We start from the raw sequence: 21,464 nt of genomic DNA on the forward strand, positions 1-21,464 counted from the left end.
CCTACTGGACATCCCAGATCCGCAGCACCGTCCGCTTCCACGACGGCCTCACCCACCTCCACACCGAGCACTCCCCCGCCCTCTACCTCGAACTCGGACCTCGGCCGACGCTCACCACCCTGACCCAGCAGAGCCTGGACGGAGTGGTGGCGCACGCCGTCCTCGATCATCGCAAGGACGACGCCACCGCGTTCCTGACCGCGCTCGCGCACACCGGGGCACCGTGGAAGGCTCCGGCTGTCCGGCCCAGGGTGCCGCTGCCGACCTACCCGTTCCAGCACCGCCGCTACTGGCTGACCGGCGACGCCGCCCCCGAGACCGCGACCGGTCTCGGGCTGGCCGCCGCCGGGCATCCGTTGCTCGGCGCGGCCGTCGAACTGCCCGACGAGACCGTCGTTCTCACCGGGCGGCTCTCGACGGGAACCCATCCTTGGCTGCTCGACCACGCCGTCCACGGGACGCCGCTGCTGCCCGCCGCCGCCCTCCTCGACCTGGCGCTGCACGCCGGGCGGGCCGTCGGATGCCCGGTCGTCGACGAGCTGACGCTCCTCGAAGCCGTGCTCCTCGCCCCGGAGACGCCGCTCGACCTGCACCTGATCGCCGGGCCGCCGAACCCGGCCGGGACGCGCCGGCTCACCGTGCGCTCCCGCCCCAGCGGCTCGGACACCCCCTGGACGGAACACGCCACCGGCACGCTCACCTCGGTCGAGCCCGCCCCTGTGCCCGTCCCGGACGTCCCGGACGACGCGAGCCCCGTGGACGTCAGCGGGCTGTACGAGACGCTCGCCGCCCACGGCTACGACTACGGGCCCGCCTTCCAGAACCTGGCCGGGCTGAGCGAGTCCGGCGACGCGCTGCACGCGACCGTCCGGCTCGGCGAGGACACCCCCACCACAGGATTCGGCGTCCATCCGGCGCTGTTCGACGCGGCGCTGCATCCGCTGGCGCTGCGCGAGGCGTCGAACGGGGGGCGGCTGCTGCTGCCGTACTCCTGGTCGGGGGTCGTCCTGCACGCGGCGGACGCGACCGAGGCGCGGGCCGTCGTCGAACCGGCCGGCGGCGACGCCCACCGGATCGTCCTCGCGGGCGCCGACGGCCGGCCCGTCCTGACCGTCGGATCCCTGTCCGTCCGCGCCCTGCCCGACGGGGCCCTCGCCGGACGGCGCCGCGACCCCCTCTACGAGACCGCCTGGGTCCCGGCGTCGGCCTCGGCCGACCCGCAGGAATCCCCGTACGTCCTCCTGCCCGTCCCCGACGAGCCGCGCGAGCCGCTCGACGTGGCGTCGGCCGCGCTCCCGGGGCTGCGTGACCTGCTCGACGGAGACGCCCGCATCGTGGTGGTCACCTCGGGGGCCGTCGTGGCCGGGCCGGGTGAGGACCCGCGCCTGGACCACACGGTGCTCTGGGGCCTGGTCAGGACGGCCCAGTCCGAGCATCCCGGACGGATCGTGCTGATCGACTCCGACCGGACCGCGGCGTCCGCCGCCGCCCTCGCCCCGGCGATCGCGTCGGGCGAGCCGCAGCTCGCGCTGCGGGACGGCCGTGCCCTGGTCCCCCGGCTGACGCCCCTGACCGCCGCCCCGGACGCCCCGCCGCCGTTCACCAGGCCGGGCACCGTCCTGATCACCGGCGGCACCGGGGCGCTCGGCGGGCTCATCGCCGAGCACCTGGCCGTCCGGTACGGCGTCCGGCGCCTCCTGCTCACCGGGCGGCGCGGCCCCGACGCCCCCGGCGCGGCGGACCTCAAGGCCCGCCTGGAGGAGCACGGCGCGCACGTGACGATCGCCGCCTGCGATGCCGCCGATCCCGGCGACCTCGCCGCGCTCCTCGCGTCGGTCCCGGCCGAGCACCCGCTCACCGCCGTGATCCACGCGGCCGGAGTACTCCGCGACGCCCCGCTGCACGCCCAGACCGACGACCACCTCGCCGACGTGTTCCGGCCCAAGATCGACGCCGCCTGGAACCTCCACCGGCAGACCCGCGACCTCGACGCCTTCATCCTGTTCTCGTCCGCCGCGGGACACCTCGGCACGCCGGGGCAGGCCAACTACGCGGCGGCCAACACCTACCTCGACGCCCTCGCCCACCACCGCCACGCCAAGGGCCTCCCCGCCACCTCCATCGCGTGGGGGCTCTGGGACCAGGGCGGCATGGGCGGCGCTCTGTCGGCGGCGGCGCTGGCGCGGCTCGCCCGCTCCGGCATCGTCCCGCTCCCGCCCGAGCAGGGCCTCGCCCTGTTCGACGCCGCCCTCGCGGCGGGCCGGCCCGTACCGGTGCCGATCGGCCTCGACACGGCGGCGCTGCGAGGCTCCGACGCCGAAACCCTTCCCGTCGTGCTACGGGGCCTGGTGCGGAGCCGCGCGGTCCGGCGAGCGCCCGCGGCACTCTGGACCGACCGGCTCACCGGCCGCACCGCCGACGAGCAGGAGGGCCTGCTGGTCGGCCTCATCGGCGGGGAGATCGCCGAGGTCCTCGGCCTCGACGGCGCCGCGTCGGTCTCCCCCGACCGTGGCCTGTTCGACCTGGGCCTGGACTCGCTGACGGCGATGGACCTGCACGGCCGGCTGTCCCGGGCGACCGGGCTGAAACTCCCGTCCACGCTGGTCTTCGACTATCCGACGCTGCTCCAGCTGGCGGGCCGTCTCCGGGACGGCCTGGACCCCGGGCGTCCGGGCGAGGCCTCGCCGCTGGCGGCGCTCGCCGAACTGGAGGCCGCGTTCGCCGACCTGCCCGACGACCCCGAGCTGCGGTCCGCCGCGGCCCGGCGGCTGCGGGACCTGGTGGACCGGCTCGGCGAACGTCCCGGGCCCGGCCCGGCCGACCGGTTCAGCGGGGCCGACGACGAGGAGCTGTTCGCCTTCCTCGACGGCCCGGCCGACTGACCGCCCGTCCGGGCCCGGCGGTCGCCGGGCCCGGACGGACATGCGGAAAGGCCGCGGGCCCGGGGACAACTCCCCGGGCCCGCGGCCTTTCGAGAAAGTTCAGCCGGCGACGCGGACCCGCCCCGAATCGCGGGCCAGGATCGTCCGCTGCGCCTCGCGGAGCCCCGACCCCGGTTCGAGGCCGAGCTCCCGGTCGAGGGTGTCCCACGCGCTCCGGTAGACGCGCAACGCGTCGGCGCGCCGCCCAGAGCTGAACAGCGCCCGCATCAGCTGCTCGTAGAAGACCTCGTTCAGCGGATACTCGTTGATCAGGCCGTAGAGGAAGCTGACCAGCTCCCGATGGCCGCCCAGGATCAGCTTGGCCTCGACCAGCCGCTCCAGGCACTCCACCCGGATCTCCTCGACCCGGGTCACGAGACCGCGGCCCATCGGCCCGAGCGGCAGCCCGCTGAGCATCGGGCCGCGCCACAGCGCGAGGGCCTGCTCGAACATCACGAGCGCGGCCTCGCACCGGCCCCGCCGCAGCTCGCCGCGGCCCACCCGGACGAGGTCCTGGAACAGCAGGTAGTCGATGTCCTCAGGGGCGGCCCGCAGCACGTAGCCGGGCGCCTGCGTGACGATCGGGCTCTCCCCGGCGCCGGGCCTGGACAGGAGCTTGCGCAGCTGCGAGATGTAGACGTGCAAGGCGGGAACGGCACGCAGCGGCGGGTCCCCGTCCCAGATCTCCTCGACGAGCTGCTTGGTCGAGACGACCTGGTTCACCTGCGCCAGCAGCGCCGCGAGCGCCGTCCCCATCTTCTGGGCCTGGACCAGGTGCACGGTGTCGGCATCGGCGTCGACCAGCTTGATGGGACCAAGGACCTGGTACCTCACAGGCTGCCTCCTCCACGGATCCTGGCGGCGAGCGCCAGCGGCGTCGGATGTTCGAAGATCTCCGCGAGCGGCAGCGTCACAGCCGTCAGCTCCTCGACCCGCTGTCCCAGCAGCGCGCCCTGCAGCGAGTTCCCGCCGCTGAGGAAGAAGTTGGTGTGGCCGTCGGGGTCGGGGACGTCGAGCAGCTCACGCCAGATGCCCAGCAGGGCCGTCACGAGCTCGTCGCCGTCGGCGGGCTCGCCGCCCGCGCGGGCGGCGGGCACGGTGCGGCCGGCCAGGAGGCGGGTCAGCGCCGGATAGTCGATCTTGTCGTTGGCGGTCTTGGGAAACTCCGCCAGCTCCGCGAACTCGGCCGGGACCATCGAGCGGGGCAGCCGCTCACCGGCCCAGCGCCACAGCTCCTCGGGAGACGGGACCGTCCCGGCGGCGGTCACGAACGCGACCAGCCGGCCGTCGCCGGTCGGATCGCCGTCGAGGACGACGGCCACCGACCGCAGATCGGGATGCTCGGCCAGGATCGACTCGATCTCACCCAGCTCGATCCGGTTGCCGCGCAGCTTGATCTGCCGGTCGCCGCGGCCCAGCAGGACGAGGCTCCCGTCGGCCTGCCAGCAGGCGGTGTCCCCGGTCCGGTAGAGGCGGCCGAGCCCCGGAACGTCGGGGAACCGCTCGGCGGTCAGGTCGGGGCGGCCGTGGTAGCCGTCGGCGAGACCGCCTCCGGCGATGCACAGCTCACCGCGCACGCCGATCGGCAGCGGCCTGCCGTGCGGGTCGAGGACCAGCACGCGGGTGTCGCGGATCGGCCGCCCGACGTCCGTCCTGGCGCCGATCGGCCCCGGCACGACCGCCGACGTCGACCAGATCGTCGTCTCGGTCGGGCCGTAGACGTGGTGCAGCTCGCAGCCGGTCTCCAGCAGGCGCCTGGCCAGCTCGGGCGCCAGCGGTTCGCCGCCGCTCAGCACCTGCCTGCCGCCCAGTGCCGGGCCCGCCTCGTCCAGGACCGCCCGCCAGGTCGTGGGGGTCGCCTGGACGGCGTGGGCGCCGTGCCGCTCGATCACCCCGGCGAGGACTCCGCCGTCGACCCTGGCCCGGTCGGGGGCGACGATGACGCGGCCGCCCGAGGCCAGCGGGACGAACAGCTCCAGGCCCGAGATGTCGAACGCGAACGTGGTCAGCCACACCATCGCGTGCCCGGAGTCCGCGCCGAGTTCCTCGGCGAAGTGGGCGACGAGGTTCGCCAGCGCGGCCCGTCCGACCAGGGTGCCCTTCGGCCTGCCGGTGGAGCCCGAGGTGTACATGAGGTAGGCGAGCGCGGCCTGGTCGTCGTCCGGGGCCGGGCCCGCGGGGACGCCGCCGTCGCCGGGCACCTCAGGGATCTCCCGGACGTCCGGGGCCTCGGCGGCGGGCTTGCGCCCGTGCCACAGGAGCGTTCCCGCTCCGGAGTCGGCCAGCTGGTGATTGATCCGGGCCGCGGGATGGTCGGGGTCGATCGGGAGGTACGCGGCGCCGGTCAGCCAGACGCCGAGGACGGCGGCGGCCAGTTCCGGCCCGCGGGGAGCGGAGACCGCGACGACGTCGCCGGGGCCCGTCCCTTCCAGGAGGTCGCGGACGGCCAGCGCCCCCGCCCACAGGCCGCCCCTGGTGACGGTGCGGTCGCCGTCCAGGACGGCGGGGGCGGCGGGATCCTGGACGGCGTGGGCGTGGATCGCGCCCAGCACGCCGTCCGCGGGTGCGGCCTCGGTGGCGTTCGCGGCGCCGATCACGGCGTGGTCGCGGTCGCTCCACGCCCTCAGCGAGCCGATGGTCGCACCGGGATCGGCGTCGAGGGCCGTCAGGAGCCGTTCGTAGCGGTCCAGCATCAGGTCGACGTCGTCCCGGTCGAACAGCTCCGTCCGGTAGACCGCCCGGATCCGGACGGCGTCGGGCGCCGACATCACGAACATCTCGAGGTCGAACTTGGCGGAGCCGTTCTCCAGGTGCAGCGGCTCGGCCTTGAGCCCGTCGAGGGCGAACGCCGGGATGCCGAGGCCCTCCACGTGGTTGAAGGCGTGCTGGAACAGCATGGTCCGCCAGGAGTCGCCGGAGCGCCCGGCGCGGCGGGTCAGCTCGTCCACCGGGACGTCGGCGTGCACGAGGGCGTCGAAGTAGAGGTCGCGGACGCGGCGGACGAAGTCCCGTACGGTCTCGTCGCGGTCGACACGGGTCCGCAGCGGCAGCACGTTGACGTGGTAGCCGATCGCCTGGGGGTCGGTCCTCGGCCGGGTGCTCGCCGGGACGCCGACCACCAGGTCGGGGCCGGCGCCGTGCGCGTCGAGCAGCAGCAGGTAGGCGGCGAGGAGGACGGCCGTCTGCGGGGCGCGGACCGTGCGCTGGATCCGCCGGACGGCCGCGATGACCGGTTCCGGCAGGGCGCGCAGGAGATGGTCGCCCGCCAGGGTCGGCGCGGACACGTCCGGGCGGCCGCACCACAGGTCGGCGGGGCGGGCCACCAGCCCGGCGAGGCGCTCGTCCCAGTACCGCTCGCTCTCCGCGGTGACGGGCGGGTCCTGCAGTGCGGGGACCACCGCGGTCAGGTCGGACGGGACCGGCCTGCCCGCGGCGAGCGCGGTGTAGGCGGCGGCGAACTCCTCGACGAACACCGGGATCGACGTGGCGTCGAACACGAGGTGGTGGACGACGAAGCACAGGACGTCGGCGTGCTCGCCGGAGAGGACGGCGGCGCGGATCAGCGGCTCGTCCGCGAACGCGAACGGCTCGGCGACGAACGGCGCCAGCTCCTCCTCGGGGGCGCCGCCCGCCGAGGCGATCCGGGTGACCTCCGGGGCCCGCACCGCACCGGACAGGACCGTCCGGAGGAGAGCCGCCCCCTCCGCCCGGTACACGGTCCGCAGGGACTCGTGCCGCTGGATCAGAGCGGTCAGCGCGTCGCCGACGGCGGCGGACAGCAGCCGGCCATCGGTGCGGAACGCGAACGCGAGATTGTTCGGCACTCCGTCCGGGACCATGCGGTCCAGCAGCCAGAGCGCCTCTTGCTTGACCGAGGCCGTGGCCTCCGCCTGCGCGGTGCCGGTCATCGCTCCCTCTCGGTCAGCAGGCCCTCGACGGCGGCGGCGACATCGGGGTCGCGCAGCAGTTCGGGGTGCGGCAGGTCGAATCGGATCTCCCGGGCGACGGCGCCCTCGCGCCGGTCGGCGGGCAGGGTGTTCAGGCCGTTGTGCTCGGTGGCCGAGGTGATCGCGGTCGCCGCGGCCCAGCCGCGGCTCGGGTCGAGTTCGGCCGCCGACACCAGGTAGGACAGGAAGGCGCGGAACCCGCCGAGCAGTTCGGCCGACCGGTCGGCGGCCAGGCCGATCCCGGCGAGGGCCGGCTCTCCGTGCGCCACGACGAGATCGCTGAGCACTTTGGCCAGTTCCGTCATCGCGAGTTTCTCCGCGAGCGCGACGTCGCCCTCGCGGCGGGCCGCCTCGACCTGCGCGGCGGTCATGAACCCTGCGAGCGCGGTGACAGCGTCCAGGTAGTGGCGGTGCAGCAGCGCGGGGTGCGGCACCTCAGGGTCGAAAACAATCAGCATCGGCGGCTCCTGCCAGGCCGACACCCGCTCGACCAGTCCGGCGCCGAACACACTGCCGACGCAGTACCCCAGGACCGCCCGGACCGTCAGGCCGGACGCGTGGACGTCGGCGGCCCACCGGTCCAGATGGTCGTCGGCGGACCTGTCGCCGGGCGCGGGCGGCCGGGTCTCCCAGACCGCGCGGCCCGTCTTGAGCCTGGGGATCAGATCGCTGAAAGAGCCCACGGTCCGCCCCGTCGTGGCGGCGAAATCCGAAGCGAGAATCAGATCCGCAGTCGAGGAACCGCGAAGAACGTTGAACGCTGCCGGCTGTTTCATTTCGCCTCTTGATCTTCATAGACACCAAGGTTCGAACGCGGACCACGCTCGCATCCCGCCGCGGAGGCAGAAACCCCTACCGACCCCATTTCCGCAGGGTGCCCAGCCCGCCTAGGGGCAGTAGGGGCTTCTGGGACGTCAATTCGCCGATCTACTCTCCTGGCCGGAGCGCAGTAATTCACACGGACAGGGAGCGAATATGGGCGTCGACGGAACGTGGCATCTGACTCTCGACAGCGCGATGGGACAGCAGGAGTTCGACTTCGATCTCAAAGCCGCGGGATCGGAGCTGACCGGCACCGGGACGGCGGAAGGCCGTGAGATCGACCCCGAGATCATCGGGGGCGCGATGGACGGCGCGACCGCCTCCTGGAAGGTCAAGGTCCGCAAGCCGATGAAGATCACCCTCACGTTCACGGTCGAGGTCGAGGGTGACGAGATGAACGGCAAGACCAAGGCGGGGATATTCGGCAGCTTCCCGGTGAAGGGCCGGCGGACCTCATGACGGCGACGAGGCCGGTGGACCCCGTCGCACCGTTCACCGGCCTGTCCGCCGTGGTGACCGGCGGAGGCTCGGGGATCGGCCTGGCGACGGCCCGGATGCTCGCCGCCCGCGGCGCGTCCGTGGTCTGCGTCGACCTGGACCCGTCCGCCGTCGACGGCCCGCTGACCGGCCTGCGGGGCGACATCTCCGATGACGGGATCGCCCAGGTGGTCGCGGCGGCGGCCGAGCGGCTCGGCGGCATCGACGTACTGGTCAACCATGCCGGGCTGCTGGCTCGCGGCTCGTTCGAGGCCAACGGGCTGGACGAGTGGCGGCGGGTGTTCGAGGTGAACGTCCTCGGAACGGTCCGGGTCAGCAGGGCGGCCATGCCGTGGCTGCGCGAATCGGCGAGGGCCGGGCGGAATCCGGCGATCGTCAACACCTGCTCGATCACGGCGCTGGTGGGGATGCCGGGCGGGGCGGTCTACGGCTCGTCCAAGGGCGCGCTGTACTCGCTGACCCTGTCGATGGCGGCCGACCTGCTCGGCGAGGGCGTGCGCGTCAACTGCGTCGCGCCGGGCCCGGTCGACACCCCGTGGGTGCGGCGGGAACTCGCCGTCGCGCCCGACCCGGAGGCCGCGCTGAAAGCCGTCCACGCGCGGCAGCCCAACGGTCGGCTCATCACCGCGGACGAGGTCGCCGAGGCGATCTGCCACCTGGCGGGACCGCTCTCAGCGGCCACGACGGGGACCGCCCACGTCATCGACGGCGGGCTGCGGGGCCTCCGGGTGCCGTAGCCCGTCCAGGCGATTGACACTCTGACACCCTGACGTCATAGTGTCAGCATGACATCGAGGAAGACGCCTGAGGATCGGCGTGACGAGATCCTCACCGCCGCCTTGAAGGTCTTCGGCCATTACGGCTACCGCAGGGCCTCCATGGAACTGATCGCGCAGGCCGCGGGCATCTCGCGACCGGCGCTCTATCAGCACTTCAGCGGGCGGGAGGACATTTTCCGCGCGATGGGGGCCCGCATGCTCGACGGCGTGCTGGACACCGCCCGGGACGCCGCGGCCAGGCAGCCCACCCTGGTCGACAGGGTGTACGCGGCCCTGTCGGTCAAGCTCGAGCTCGTCGTGGGCTCGGTCAACGCCGAGTTCCGGACCGAGCTGCTCACCGAGGCCGGGCTCGTCGCGGCCGACCTGATGGTCTCCTTCAAGATCCGCTTTGCCGACCTGATCGAGGAGCAGCTCGCGGCGTCGTCCGCCGAGCTCGCTCAACTCGGCAGGGTCATCTCGGCGCGCGACTGCGCCGACCTCCTTCTCGACGCCGTCGTCGGCATCAGCCAGGCCGACGCCCCGGCCGAATCACTGCACCGCAGGCTCCACCAGATGGTGGAGCTGACCGTACTCGGGCTCGGGCTCGGGCTCGGGCTGCCCCCGGTGGCAACGCCGGTCCACTGACCGACGCTTCCTCTCTCAAGGAGACACCCCTCATGGATGCCGCTACCGTTCACAAACGGCGCTGGGCGATCCTCGCCGTACTGAGCCTCTGCTTAGTGATCAGCGGACTCGACGCCCTGGTCATCGCGATGGCGGTGCCGAAGATCCAAGAGGATCTCGGGGCCACCGTCGGCGAGATGCAGTGGTCGGTCGACGCCTACACCCTGACCTTCGGCGGGCTGCTGCTGCTCGCGGGAACCCTCGGGGACCGCTTCGGCCACAAGATCATGCTGATGGGGGGGCTCGTCCTTATCCTCGGCTTCTCCGTCGCCGCCGCCTTCGCGAGCGGCCCCGGCACCCTCATCACGTTCCGGGCCGGCATGGGGCTCGGCTCGGCGATGGTCATGCCCGCCACCCTCGCCATCATCAAGCAGGTCTTCCCGCCCGAGGAGCAGGCCAAGGCGATCGGCGTGTGGTCCGGCGCCGCCGGGATCGGCATCCCGCTCGGCCCCGTCATCGGCGGCCTGCTGCTCAACCACTACTGGTGGGGCTCGATCTTCCTGATCAACGTCCCGGTCGTCGGGCTCGCCCTGATCGGCGGCTTCGTGCTCATCCCGTCCTGGCGGGCGCCGAAGGCCATCACGCTCGACCTCATCGGCGCGTTCCTGGCGGTCGGCGGCCTGGTGCTGCTCGTCTACGGGCTCATCGAGGCGCCGGCGGACGGCTGGGGCAGCGGCACCACCCTCGCCTCGCTGATCGGCGGGGCGGTGCTCCTGTGCGGGTTCGTCGCCTGGGAGGCCCGCACGGCCCACCCGATGCTGCCGCTGTCGCTCTTCGCCAACCGGCGGTTCAGCGGCTCCGCCGCCGCCCTGTCCTGCCAGGCGTTCGCGCTGTTCGGCAGCCTGTTCGTGCTCACCCAGTACTTCCAGATCGCCCGGGCCCACGACCCGCTCGCCTCCGGCATCCGCATGCTGGCGATCATCACGCTGGTCATCTCGTCGCCGCTGGCCCCGAACGTCGTAAAGATGATCGGTGACAAGGCCACCATCATCCTGGGGATGCTGCTCATCGGGGCGGGCGCGTTCGCCCTGGCGACCGCCGACGTCGACGCCGAGACGACCATCCTCATCAGCCTCGGCGTCATGGGCTTCGGCATCGGCCTGTCCATCCCGCCGTCGGTCGACGGCATCCTCGCCAACGCCCCGGAGAACCAGGCCGGGACCGCCTCGGCGGTCAACGACACCGCGCTCCAGGTCGGCGGCGCGGTCGGCGTCGCGATCCTCGGCACGGCGATGACCTCGGCCTACCAGGGAGCGCTGCCGTCCCTCGACGCGCTGAGCCCGGCCGACCGGTCGAGCGTCCACGACTCGCTCGGCAGCGCACTGGCCACCACCGCCAGGATCGGCGACACCAGCCTCGCGGCCAAGGCCGTCGACGCCTTCGGTTCCGGCCTCCACGCCGCGGCGATCACCAGCGGGATCGTCGCGGTGGTGGGCGCCGCCGTCACGGCCTTCCTCATGCCGCGCGGACTCAAGCAGCCCGCCAAACCGCACACCGTCCAGGCCGAACAGGCAAAACAGGCCGCCGGCCTCGCCGACTGACCGGACCATCCCCCCGACGGCTTCGGCCGGGCCGCTCCCCCGTGCGGTCCGGCCGAAGCTCTTTCAGTCAGGGAGTCGTAGCTATTCAGGTCGTCCGTGTGGGTGACGGCAGGCTTGTGACCAGCAGTGGAGCTGCTGGCGGTGCGACCCGCATCGACGCCAGTCAAGAATCCGATGCTCGATATGTCCGGTTTTATGTCGGAGGTGAGGCGGTTCTTGAGCCGGTAGCCGGCACCGTTGATGGCGAGGATTTCGCAGTGGCCCGGCGAACGCAACAGCCTCCGGACACAAAGGGACTGCTTCGCCGGGGGCGACATGGCGGCGGACCACGGTCCTGGTCCGGTCGTGGACGATCACGCCGGGCACCCCGCCGTAATGTGCGGACGCCCGGCGGTGGCGCTCCCAGAAAGCCGCAAGGTTCTGGCTGGTGGTGAAGCAGCAGAACGGATCCCGGGAACAGGAGAGGACCCTGTGGAAGGAGTAGACCTTCGGGATCCCGACGTTGGCCAGAATGCCGCCCTGGCCGCCCCGGTCGACCTGGGCCTGGGCGCCGGGCACCACCTCGAAGCGGCGGCGCAGCTTCGCCAGTTCCCGCGGGGTGTATCCGAGTTCCTCGGCGATGCGCGGGCGGGCCTGCTGCACATACATCTTGAGGCGCTGGTAACGGTGCGGGAAGCCGTACCGTGGGCACATGTGATCGATGCCCGGCTTCGGCTTGATCACCTGGTTTCCCAGATCCGACCGTGGCGCCGGAGCCGGAGGCTCGGGCGGCCCGTCGCTTCCAGCCACCGCTCCGGCTCCAGCAGCATGCCCCGGGCCCCTCATCGCCTCATGACGTCAGCGACAGGCCCCTCCCACCGGCCCAGCTCCCTGCCAGACACGCCGAAGCACCTCTGCAGATCAACCCGTACGCACCTCTGCACCAGAGCCTGTACACCGACATCACCACCCGAAAACCCCTACGCGCCCGCCCCGCCGGAGGATAGGGGGAGGTTTAGGGGTCAGCATCCGCGCTCCTCTGATTATCGTGCCATTGGCCGATGGTCCGGATGGAGACGGAGTTCACCGTGGATTTCAGTCTGTTCTACTTCGCCGACACAGGAAACGCTACGCAGAACAGATATGAGCTCCTTCTCGAAGGTGCGCGATTCGCCGATGGTCACGAATTCTCCGCCGTGTGGACACCTGAGCGTCATTTCCATTCCTTCGGCGGTCTCTACCCCAATCCCGCGGTGACCTCGGCCGCCGTCGCGGCGATCACCGAGCGCGTCTCCATTCGCGCCGGCAGCGTGGTCGCCCCCTTGCACCACCCCGTCCGGATCGCCGAGGAATGGTCGGTCGTGGACAACCTCTCCGGGGGCCGCGCCGGGGTCTCGTTCGCGTCCGGATGGAACGCCGTGGACTTCGCCCTGCGGCCGGAGAACTTCGCCGACAGCAAGCGTGTCCTCGTCGAGACCGTCGAGACCGTGCGGCGCCTGTGGCGGCAGGAGGAGCTGGAGTTCACCGACGGCACCGGAGCCGCCTCCTCCGTGCGGATCTTCCCGCCGCCGATCCAGCCCGAACTCCCGGTCTGGCTCACCAGCGCGGGGTCGATCGAGACCTTCCGGCAGGCCGGCGAGCTGGGCGTCGGGGTGCTCACCCACCTGCTCGGGCAGGACCTCGACGGCCTCGCCGGGAAGATCCGCGCCTACCGGGACACCCACGCCGAGCACCACGGCACCCGCGGCCATGTGGCCCTCATGCTGCACACCTACATCGGGACCGACCGCGACGAGGTCAGGCAGCTGGTACACGACCCTTTCAGCGCCTACCTCCGCAGCTCCATCGGCCTGTTCGCGCGGGCCATCAGCGCCGACATGCCGGGCGTCGACCTGAACCGGCTGACGCCCGCCGACGTCGACTTCATCATCTCCCGCTCCTTCGACCGCTACTTCGACACCGGCGGCCTGTTCGGCACGGTGCAGGACGCGGTGAAGACGGTGGAGACACTGAAGGACATCGACGTCGACGATCTCGCCTGCCTCATCGACTTCGGCCTCGACACCGGCGTCGCGCTGGAGGGCCTGAGCCGCCTCGACGAGGTCCGTCGGCAGCAAAACTGATCGCGTTCAGGTCCCGGGAAACATCGCATATCTCATCAGTGCCCGGCGCCAACGGGGGGTGCGTGTCACGTTGAAACGCCAAGCTGAGTTCGAAATCCTCTCTTCACTTCTGTCCGACGTCCTGCACGGTAAGGGCGGCGCCGCTCTGATCACGGGGCTCGGTGGCTACGGCAGGACCAGTCTGCTTCGCGCCTTCGGCGAGGAGGCGACGGCACGGGGCGCCGTTTTCCTCGGCGCCTCCGCGACGCGCGCCGATGACGATCCCGCCGAGCTTTTCGGTCAGCTCCTGCTGCATCCACAGATCCCGTCATCGGCAGCCGAGTGCCTGTCCGAAATATGGGTGGAGGGGGGCCGCCCGCCCTCGGTGGCGCAGCTGCACCGGTTCTGGCGGCCCGTCCAGGAGCTCGCCGACCGCACCCCGGTGGTCATCGGCATCGACGACACCCACCACGCGGGCGCCGAGGTGCTGCGGAGCCTCCTCTACCTCGCCCGGCGGCTGGAGACCGCGCCGATCCTCATCGCGATGACGCTGTCATCCTGCCCGCTCGACGAGCGTCCCCAGTTCTCCGCCGAGATGAGCAGCCAGCCGCACTGCCGCCACATACGGCTGGAACCGCTGCCGCCGCCGGCCGCCGCCGCCGCCGTTCGGCGCGCGCTGCGGCCGATCACGCAGGACGTCAAGCCGTCCGGGTTCGTCCGGCTCAGCGCCGGCAACCCGCTGCTGCTGTCGGCGCTCGTCGCCGACGCCCGCGCCTACCGGCCCCCGGCAGGGACCGCGGTGCCGGGAGGCCACTTCGCGACGGCCGTGTGGCGGCTCCTCCACCGGGGGCATCCGACCGTCGCCGAACTCGCACGGGCCGTCGCCGTCCTCGGCGACGTGGCCACCCCCGGACTGCTCGCCGAGATCCTCACCATCGACCCGACCGTCGCCGTCCAGGGGCTCCAGACCCTCGAGGCGTCGGGGCTGCTGCTCGGCGACGGGTTCCGCGCCGACGCCGCCCGCGACGCCGTCCTGTCCAAGATCCCGGCCAAGCGGCAGGCCGAGTTGCTGCGGCGCGCGGCGGCCGTCCTGCGGGACGACGGCGCGCCGCCGACCCGCCTGGCCGCGCTGCTGTCGAAGGCCGGCGACATCGACGAGCCGTGGATGGTGGACGTCCTCCGGGACGCCGCCGGCCAGGAGGAGCGCGGCGACTTTCCCCGCGCCGTCCGCTACCTGCGGCTGGCCCGGCAGGCCTCCGCACGGGGCGGGCCGGAGCACGCCCAGATCACCTCCGATCTGGCCGCCGCCGAATGGCAGATCGACCCGCTCTCGGTCGTCCGGCTGCTGCCCGACCTCGACGAGGCGGCGAGAGGCGGCAGGCTCACCTCCTCGCAGACCGAGAACCTCGTCACCTGTCTGCTCTGGCACGGTCGGCGCGAGAATGCCCTCGCGCTGCTGGCCAGCGGAGTCGACCTCGGCGCCCCGCCGGACTGGGCGGAGGGGTTCCGCTCCTGGCTGTACCCGTCCCTCGTCCCCGAGCAGGCGGGCCCGCCCGACGACGTCCGGACGGCCGGGACCGCGGCCATCCCGGGCATCGAGATCGACGACGACATGCTCATCGCGGCCGAGCAGTCGCTGCTGAACACCCGGCTCGACGACTCGGCGCTGGTCCCCGCGCTGTCGGCCCTCTCGATGCTCGTCTACATCGATCGCCTGGACCGTGCCGGAACCTGGATCGACATCCTGTTACAGGCGGCCGAACGCCGCGGCTCGGTGACGTGGCGGGCGCTGCTGTCGACCGCGCTCTCGATCATCGATCTGCGCCGCGGCGACCTCACCGCCGCGGACGCGCACGCCCAGCGCGCGCTGTCGCTGCTGTCGAATCGGAGCTGGGGGATGGCGATCGGCCTGCCGCTGTCGAGCGCGGTGAACGCCTCGACCGACCGGGGCCGCCATGACGAGGCCGCGGCCCTGCTCGCGGTGCCACTCCCCGACGGCATGTTCGAGACCCTCCCCGGCCTCTACTACATGTACGCGCGGGCCCGGCACCACGCCGCCATCGGCCACCATCTGACGGCGCTGGCCGACTACGACTCGTGCGGCGAGCTCATGCGCTCCTGGGAGATTGACCAGCCCGCGCTGATCCCGTGGCGGAACGGCGCGGCCCTGGCCGGTCTGCGGCTCGGCCGCACCACCTACGCCCACACCCTGCTGGCCGAGCAGCTGGCGATGACAGAACCGTGGGATCTGCGCACGCGCGGCGCGACCCTGCGGATCCACGCCATGCTGTCGCACGGAGCCGATCGGGTCGCGATGCTGGGCCAGGCGGTCGCGGCTGCCGAGCAGACCTTCGACCTCGTCGGCCTGGCGACCGTCCTCACCGACCTGGGCCGGGCCCAGCGGGCGCAGAACGACTTGGCCGGCGCGGAGGCCACCTGGCGCCGGGCCGGCGCGCTGATCGCCCGGACGGGAATGAAGACCCCGTCCGATGCTCCGTCGCAGGCGAGGTCCGCCCGTGACGACCGGGCGGGCACGATGGAGCTGAGCGACGCCGAGCAGCGGGTCGCCTCGCTGGCGGCGGCAGGCTACTCCAACCGGGAGATCGCGACCGAGCTCTGCATCACCGTCAGCACCATCGAGCAGCACCTCACCCGGGTCTACCGCAAGCTGAAGGTGAGCCGGCGCCTGCACCTGGCCAAGGCTCTGGAGGCCTCACCCGACCTATCCGGCGAGCGCCCGGAACCTGCTGCGGTGGAAGACCAGCGGGCGCTCGCCCTGATAGTCGGCGACGGCCCGAACCTCCAGCAGGACGACGAGGTGGTCCCCGGCGAGGATCTCGTCCGCGACCACGCACTCCAGCCACGCGACCCCGCCCGGCAGCAGCACCGCGCCGCTGTCGACCGGGGCCCACTCGACCCGCCCGAACCGCTCGGCGGCGGGCCCCGCGAGGTCGCGGCAGATCCCGCCGTCCCCCTCGGCCAGGACGCTGATCCCGACCGCCGGGCTCTCCCGCAGCTCCGGCCACGTCCGTGAGGTGACCGATACGCACACCGACACCAGGGCGGGCTCCAGCGACACCGACGTGAACGAACTCACCGCCATTCCGGCCGGTGCGCCGTCGCGGACGGCGCACACGGCGACGACGCCGCTCGGGAAGCCGCCCAGTACCGTCCGCAGGTCCCGCTCGTCGGTCACCGCACGCAGTTGCGGCCGTCGCTCTGCCATCCCGCCCCCTCGTCATCGCGCCCGGACAGGCCGTCAACGAACTTCCGCCAGGCATTCCGCTCCCCCGAGGTCAGCGCTCCGGCCCCGACGACATCGGGATGCAACGGAGGCGGCCCGGCGAGTTCCGGCTGAGGGACGAGGAAAGGGACATTGGCCACGGCGAACACACCGCCCTGGCATTGCCCGGCGGAATCCAGCAGCATTCTGCCCAGCATCCGGACAATCGATCCCACCATGCCTCCCCCGACGCCTGGACAATACTGCAACCCTAACCACCCACCCTTAAGAACCCCCAAATCACCGCAGCGAATACAGGAATCGTCATCGGCCATGCGATCTCGGAGTCATGAATGCCGAGCAGAACGGCCGACCGGAACGTGTGCGGGGGTCTGTACGCATGGCGATCGAGACGATGACGCCGCCAGCGCGCGGCTGCCCAGGAGCGAGCGCGGGCGGCCTCTTTGCCGGGTGCCATCAAGGCCACGCGGTGTGACACCTGCCCCACCAGCAGCTTCTTCGTCTACTGGCGCTCCCCGCCCCCACCCCCGTCAGCCGCGTCAACAACCGGGTGTCATGACGCGCCGACACGGACAGCGCCGTGGTGATGAACGCATCGGCGACTTGCCGGCGCCCGGTCGTGGATACGGGACAGGACGACGGAGCCGGGATCAGCCGCCGGGCCTCGAATTGTCCCGTTGGTTCAAGGGTGACTTTTACATCAAGGAAGTCGAGCCAACGGTGCGCGAGGGGGAACCATGCAGAACTGGAGCGTGCGGCTCGGCGTCGATGCCCATGGACATCAGATCGGTGACTCTTGATGCCACAGCTCGCCGGGCGCAAGCTCTGACTGCAGCGAATTCACGACGTCGACTGGGAACCGCGCGTGCGACCACCGCTTCTTCGGCATCGTAGAGCGGAGCTTCGCTGAACTCGTCGCCGAAAGCCTCTGCGGCAGCCGCCTGCGCCGGCAGGATCGCTTCGATCATGGATGTGACGGAGTGGACAGGATGAGCTGGGACACCTCGGCGACGACCTTGTCTGCGCGCGGCGTCAGATAGAAGTGGTCGCCCTTGAAGACGCGCATCGAGAAAGTGCCGCTGGTGTGCTCGCGCCAGGCCTTGGCCTCCTCCAACGTGGTCAGCGGGTCGGCGTCTCCGACGAAGGCGTGGATCGGACAGGTGACGCGAGGGATGCCGACGGGCCGGTAGGTCTCGATGGCGGTGTAGTCGGCACGCAGAGCCGGCAGGAAAAGGCGGCGAGTTTCCGGATCGGCGAATGTGGCGGGGTCTGTGCCGCCGAGCGCAGCGACGGTGGCGATGAGCCCGGCGTCGTCCTGACGGTGCACGGCCTCCTCTCGGATGCGGGAGGGTGCGCGCCTGCCGGAGACGATGAGCCCGGTGGGCGTCTCGTTCAGCTCTGCTTCCATCAGCCTCGCCACCTCGAACGCGAGCGCGGCTCCCATGCTGTGACCGAAGAACCAGGTACAGCCCACCTTGTCCTTGGGCAGGGCGCGGAACACTTGGGCGGCCAGGGTGTGGATGTTGCTGATTGCGGGTTCCCTGTGCCGGTCCTGACGCCCCGGGTACTGCACGGCCAGGACCTCCACCTTTCCTGCCAGCGCTCGAGAAACCGGGAAGTAATAGCTGGCTGCCCCGCCCGCGTGAGGGAAACAGACCATTCTCGGCGCCGGCTCGTCCGCAGGTTGAAAGCAGCGCACCCATGCCGATACGTTGTTTTGGGGGATTACCGACATCAGCCAAGGTCCTTGGATTCGGTGTTTGGTGAAGAGCGACAGCCTCCAGCCCTGCTTTCAGCCTTCAGTCGGGTCCCTCTGGACGGCAACCCCTACGGCCTCCTACATCACCCCTCTCCGACCCCGACTCGACAGGGCGGTCACGCCTCGCTCATAACGAATCACACAGAGTGACGAATCTCTATTCTTTGCCATGCCTTGGTGTTCTGTTTCGTTCTGTTCTACATGAGCCGCTAGGCTGCAAGTAGTGAGGTACATGGGACACGCATCTCGGTCGGGCATGGTAATTACTTCACACGGGGGTTTGCTGTATGTTGTTCGTCGAATGCGGTGAAGCGTTCCGTATTCTGCGTGATTTAATGTCGCTGTCTGCCGCCGGAAATGGTCAGCTCGTTCTTGTGAGCGGCGCATTAGGAGGCGGAAAAACGCGCCTTCTTCATGAATTCTGGAAATCGGCATCAGGACATGACGCACTCGTGCTCTGGGCTACCGGCTCACGCGCCGAGCAGGGACTGCCGATGGGGGTGGTCGATCAGCTGATTCATCACGCGGATCTTCCGAATGACCTCACCGACGAGATATCCCGGCTCATCGGCCGGTCCTTTCAGGAGTTCAGCGCTCCTGCGTTCGAATCACCGGCCGAGTTACCGGCGCTGCGGGAAATCTGCCAGCTGCTGTTAGAGCTGTGCACCGAGAGGCACGTCGTGATTTGCGTCGACGATCTGCAGTTCGTCGACCCTGCCTCTCTGCAGGTTCTGCTCTACCTGCAGCACAGGATGAGGTCTCGGCGCCTGTTGGTGATCCTCAGCGAATGGGAGTATCCGTGGGTTGCCCAGCCGCTGTGCCGGGCCGAGGTCACCTGGCAGCCACACCTGCGGATCCAGCTGAAACTGATGACCGAGGAAAAGATCCGCTCGTTGCTCGCAACGATCACTGATCCGTCTGCCACCGCCTGGCTCGCGCGCAGGCTCCACCACCTCAGCGGCGGCAACCCGACCCTCGTCAACGCCCTGGTCGAGGACTTACAGCTCGCAACGGAACACGAGGGGGCGCCTGGTCCCGGTGTGGGAAAACGGTTCGGCCGGGCCGTAGTGACCTGTCTGCACCGCTGGGAACCCCAGATGTTCGACGTAGCCTGCGGCCTTGCGGTGCTCGGCGAGCACGCCTCCCCTTCTCGGCTCAGTCGGCTGCTGGATCTCGATGCGGCACAGGTCGGGCATTTGATCGAGGTCCTCACCCGGGCCGGTCTCATCCGCGCCGGCCGCCTGGGCTCCTGCGAGGTCGCTTCCGTAATCCTGGCCGGCATGTCGGCCGAGGAACGGTCGGCGATGCACTTGGGCGCTGCAGGCCTGTTGTACGACGCCGGAGAAGACGCTGCCGATGTTGCCGCGCATCTGCTCGCCGCAGCCCGCGCGGACGGCGACTGGGCTCCGCGAGTGCTGTCCGAAGCGGCCGAACGGGCCCTGGGCAAGGGGGACTCCACGACCGCGCTCAGCTGTCTGGGCCTGGCGCTGGACGCGGCCGACGACGCCGACCAGCGTCGCGTGGTCCTGCGGCAGCTGTTCAGACTCACACTGCAGACCAATCCCACCGCCGCGCTCTCGTTCCTGTCGCCACTCCGGGAGGCGCTGCGCGCGGGCAGGCTCGTCGACCGGGACGTAGTTTCCCTCGTACGACTCCTGGTGTCCCGCGGGGACGCCGACGGCACGGTGAGTGTCATGGAAGACGCCATGACGAGCGGCATCGCCCTCGGTCAAGAGGCCCGCTTGGAACTTGAGTTGACGTTCCGGCGCTGGTACGGCGCCGCGTGCCCGCCGTTCCTCACCTCGGACAGTCTGCGAGCCTGGTACACCAAGGCCTCCGGTATCGGGGCACCGTGCCCTGACACGGGCCAGATCTTCGCCCGGGTGTGGGTCAGGGGTGGTGACGAGGAGAGCGCGGAGGCGGCCGAGCAGGTGCTCCGGCAGAGCAGACTGGGCGTCAGGCCGCTGGAGACGATGAGTGCGGCAATTCTTGCCTTGGCCTACGGAGGCCGGTGCGACAGGGCGCTGTCCTGGTGCGACGAACTGATCGAGCATTTCGGCGACCGGGGTGCCACGGCCTGCCTGGCTGAAATGCAGGCTGTACGGGCCGATGTGTGCTTGCGCAGTGGCGATTCTGACGCCGCGATCGAACTGGCGCAGAACGCGGTCACGCTGCTTCGGAACGAGGGCTGGGGCCTGCTCGTCGGGTACCCGCTGTCGGTTCTCATCGAGGCCAACCTCGAACTGGGCCGAGTACGGGAGGCTGTGGACATCGCCGCGCGGCCCATACCGGAGGCGATGCTGGAGACGGCCGTCGGTGTCCGCTATGCGCACGCCCTCGGACGACTGGCGATGGCCAGTGGCAGGATCACCGAGGCTCTGGACTACTTCCACGCCTGCCGCCACCGGCTGGATGTGTGGAACGTGCAGATGGGCGTGCCCGTCCCGCTGCCCGTCAGCACGGCCGAGGCCCTACTGATCAGGGGCGACACGACCGGCGCGCGCGAGGTGCTCCAGGACTGGCTGGAGCAGCCTGCGTGCCGGGACGGCAGGACAGCGGGCATGGCACTGCGTCTACTGGCCGCCACCGCGGAGCAGGACGAGCGGGTGCGGCTGCTGCTGCGCGCGGTGGACCGGCTCAGGGCCGCTGGCGATTCCGTCGAACTGCTCCGGGCGGAAAGGGAACTGCAGCACGCCTACGACGGCGTCGGCCGGCGCTTTGAACCACGGGATGACACGCGTCCGGGCCGGCCCGAAAGGGTGCCCGATCCGGCCGGCAGCAATTCTGTCGGCGATCTTGAGGAGCTCAGCGGGGCTGAACTGCGGGTAGCGAGGCTTGCCGCGATGGGACGCTCGAACCGCGACATCAGCCACGAACTGTGGATCACCGTGTCCACCGTGGAACAGCATCTCACCCGGGTCTACCGCAAGTTGAGGATAAGCGGCCGGTCCAAGCTGTCGAAGCTGTTCGGTCCTATGGCGATGTGCGGACCGCAGTAGGTCGCCGAACAAGAGGACCAAAGAGGACGGCCTTGACGATGTCGGTGATGCGGTTGGTGCTGCAGCGGAGCGGGCTTCGCCCCGACGCCCGTCAGGCCCTCCAAGCCGTCCGCTGGAGACAGGACTTCACCACCGGCAAGCTCACCATCGAACGCGCCTACCTGATCACCAGCCTGCCGTGTTCGGCGCGGCGTACACGCGCGAGCGCCC

Annotated in this window: 14 protein-coding genes and 2 pseudogenes; 8 read left to right on the forward strand and 8 right to left on the reverse strand. The window is 71.0% G+C overall.

The genetic code is table 11. The annotated features are described in order from the left end of the window. The coding region (locus ABZ887_RS43265; RefSeq protein WP_361303216.1) for a type I polyketide synthase at positions 1–2,882 on the forward strand (2,882 nt) is incomplete at its 5' end. 99 nt (positions 2,883–2,981) lie between these two features. On the opposite strand, the gene ABZ887_RS43270 is transcribed toward ABZ887_RS43265, so the two are convergent. Genes ABZ887_RS43270 through ABZ887_RS43280 form a run of 3 tightly spaced genes read right to left on the reverse strand, consistent with a single transcriptional unit; the run spans position 2,982 to position 7,551 of the window. After that, the gene (locus ABZ887_RS43270) at positions 2,982–3,755 is read right to left on the reverse strand and encodes an AfsR/SARP family transcriptional regulator (RefSeq protein WP_361303219.1); all 774 of its coding nucleotides are present in this window, start codon (positions 3,753–3,755) and stop codon (positions 2,982–2,984) included. Continuing rightward, positions 3,752–6,829: an amino acid adenylation domain-containing protein gene (locus tag ABZ887_RS43275; RefSeq protein WP_361303222.1), complete on the reverse strand. Its 3,078-nt coding sequence runs from the start codon at positions 6,827–6,829 to the stop codon at positions 3,752–3,754. The genes ABZ887_RS43270 and ABZ887_RS43275 overlap by 4 nt, the downstream gene beginning before the upstream one ends. After that, entirely contained in the window at positions 6,826–7,551 is a 726-nt protein-coding gene (locus ABZ887_RS43280; protein ID WP_361303225.1) for a hypothetical protein, read from the reverse strand. The genes ABZ887_RS43275 and ABZ887_RS43280 overlap by 4 nt, the downstream gene beginning before the upstream one ends. A gap of 292 nt (positions 7,552–7,843) precedes the next feature. On the opposite strand from ABZ887_RS43280, the gene ABZ887_RS43285 reads away from it, so the two are divergent. From ABZ887_RS43285 to ABZ887_RS43300, 4 genes are read left to right on the forward strand one after another with little or no spacing between them, the layout of a single operon-like run. Then, on the forward strand, positions 7,844–8,149 hold the full coding sequence (locus ABZ887_RS43285) for a hypothetical protein (RefSeq protein ID WP_043687803.1): 306 nt from the start codon (positions 7,844–7,846) through the stop codon (positions 8,147–8,149). Beyond that, the gene (locus ABZ887_RS43290; RefSeq protein WP_361303228.1) at positions 8,146–8,925 is read left to right on the forward strand and encodes an SDR family oxidoreductase; all 780 of its coding nucleotides are present in this window, start codon (positions 8,146–8,148) and stop codon (positions 8,923–8,925) included. Before ABZ887_RS43285 ends, ABZ887_RS43290 begins: the two co-directional genes overlap by 4 nt. A 48-nt stretch (positions 8,926–8,973) precedes the next feature. Beyond that, entirely contained in the window at positions 8,974–9,591 is a 618-nt protein-coding gene (locus ABZ887_RS43295; RefSeq protein WP_361303231.1) for a helix-turn-helix domain-containing protein, read from the forward strand. Positions 9,592–9,623: 32 nt separating this feature from the next. Further along, the gene (locus tag ABZ887_RS43300) at positions 9,624–11,171 is read left to right on the forward strand and encodes an MFS transporter (protein ID WP_361303234.1); all 1,548 of its coding nucleotides are present in this window, start codon (positions 9,624–9,626) and stop codon (positions 11,169–11,171) included. A 261-nt stretch (positions 11,172–11,432) separates the two neighbouring features. Here the strand turns inward: ABZ887_RS43300 and ABZ887_RS43305 are convergent. Beyond that, positions 11,433–11,852: pseudogene (locus ABZ887_RS43305) on the reverse strand (IS21 family transposase); the annotation flags it as partial. 368 nt (positions 11,853–12,220) lie between these two features. On the opposite strand from ABZ887_RS43305, the gene ABZ887_RS43310 reads away from it, so the two are divergent. After that, a complete protein-coding gene (locus ABZ887_RS43310) occupies positions 12,221–13,273 on the forward strand; it encodes a MupA/Atu3671 family FMN-dependent luciferase-like monooxygenase (protein ID WP_361303416.1) in 1,053 nt (350 codons plus the stop codon). 58 nt (positions 13,274–13,331) lie between these two features. Then, a pseudogene (locus ABZ887_RS43315) lies at positions 13,332–15,938 on the forward strand (AAA family ATPase); the annotation flags it as partial. 36 nt (positions 15,939–15,974) lie between these two features. On the opposite strand, the gene ABZ887_RS43320 reads toward ABZ887_RS43315, so the two are convergent. The 4 genes from ABZ887_RS43320 to ABZ887_RS43335 form a co-directional block, all read right to left on the reverse strand. Next, on the reverse strand, positions 15,975–16,478 hold the full coding sequence (locus tag ABZ887_RS43320; RefSeq protein ID WP_361303237.1) for a flavin reductase family protein: 504 nt from the start codon (positions 16,476–16,478) through the stop codon (positions 15,975–15,977). Next, a complete protein-coding gene (locus ABZ887_RS43325) occupies positions 16,445–16,681 on the reverse strand; it encodes a hypothetical protein (RefSeq protein ID WP_361303240.1) in 237 nt (78 codons plus the stop codon). Before ABZ887_RS43325 ends, ABZ887_RS43320 begins: the two co-directional genes overlap by 34 nt. A 510-nt stretch (positions 16,682–17,191) precedes the next feature. Beyond that, positions 17,192–17,464, reverse strand: coding sequence for a hypothetical protein (locus ABZ887_RS43330; RefSeq protein WP_361303243.1), 273 nt, complete (start codon positions 17,462–17,464; stop codon positions 17,192–17,194). Then, positions 17,461–18,231, reverse strand: coding sequence for an alpha/beta fold hydrolase (locus ABZ887_RS43335; RefSeq protein WP_361303246.1), 771 nt, complete (start codon positions 18,229–18,231; stop codon positions 17,461–17,463). Before ABZ887_RS43335 ends, ABZ887_RS43330 begins: the two co-directional genes overlap by 4 nt. Before the next feature lie 311 nt (positions 18,232–18,542). Here ABZ887_RS43335 and ABZ887_RS43340 point away from each other — a divergent pair, with 311 nt between their 5' ends. Further along, positions 18,543–21,254, forward strand: a complete 2,712-nt coding sequence (locus ABZ887_RS43340) for an AAA family ATPase (protein ID WP_361303249.1) — start codon at positions 18,543–18,545, stop codon at positions 21,252–21,254. Positions 21,255–21,464: the final 210 nt, after the last annotated feature.

Origin of the sequence: Streptomyces sp. NPDC047061 (assembly GCF_040643955.1) — a bacterium.
Lineage (GTDB): Bacteria > Actinomycetota > Actinomycetes > Streptomycetales > Streptomycetaceae > Streptomyces.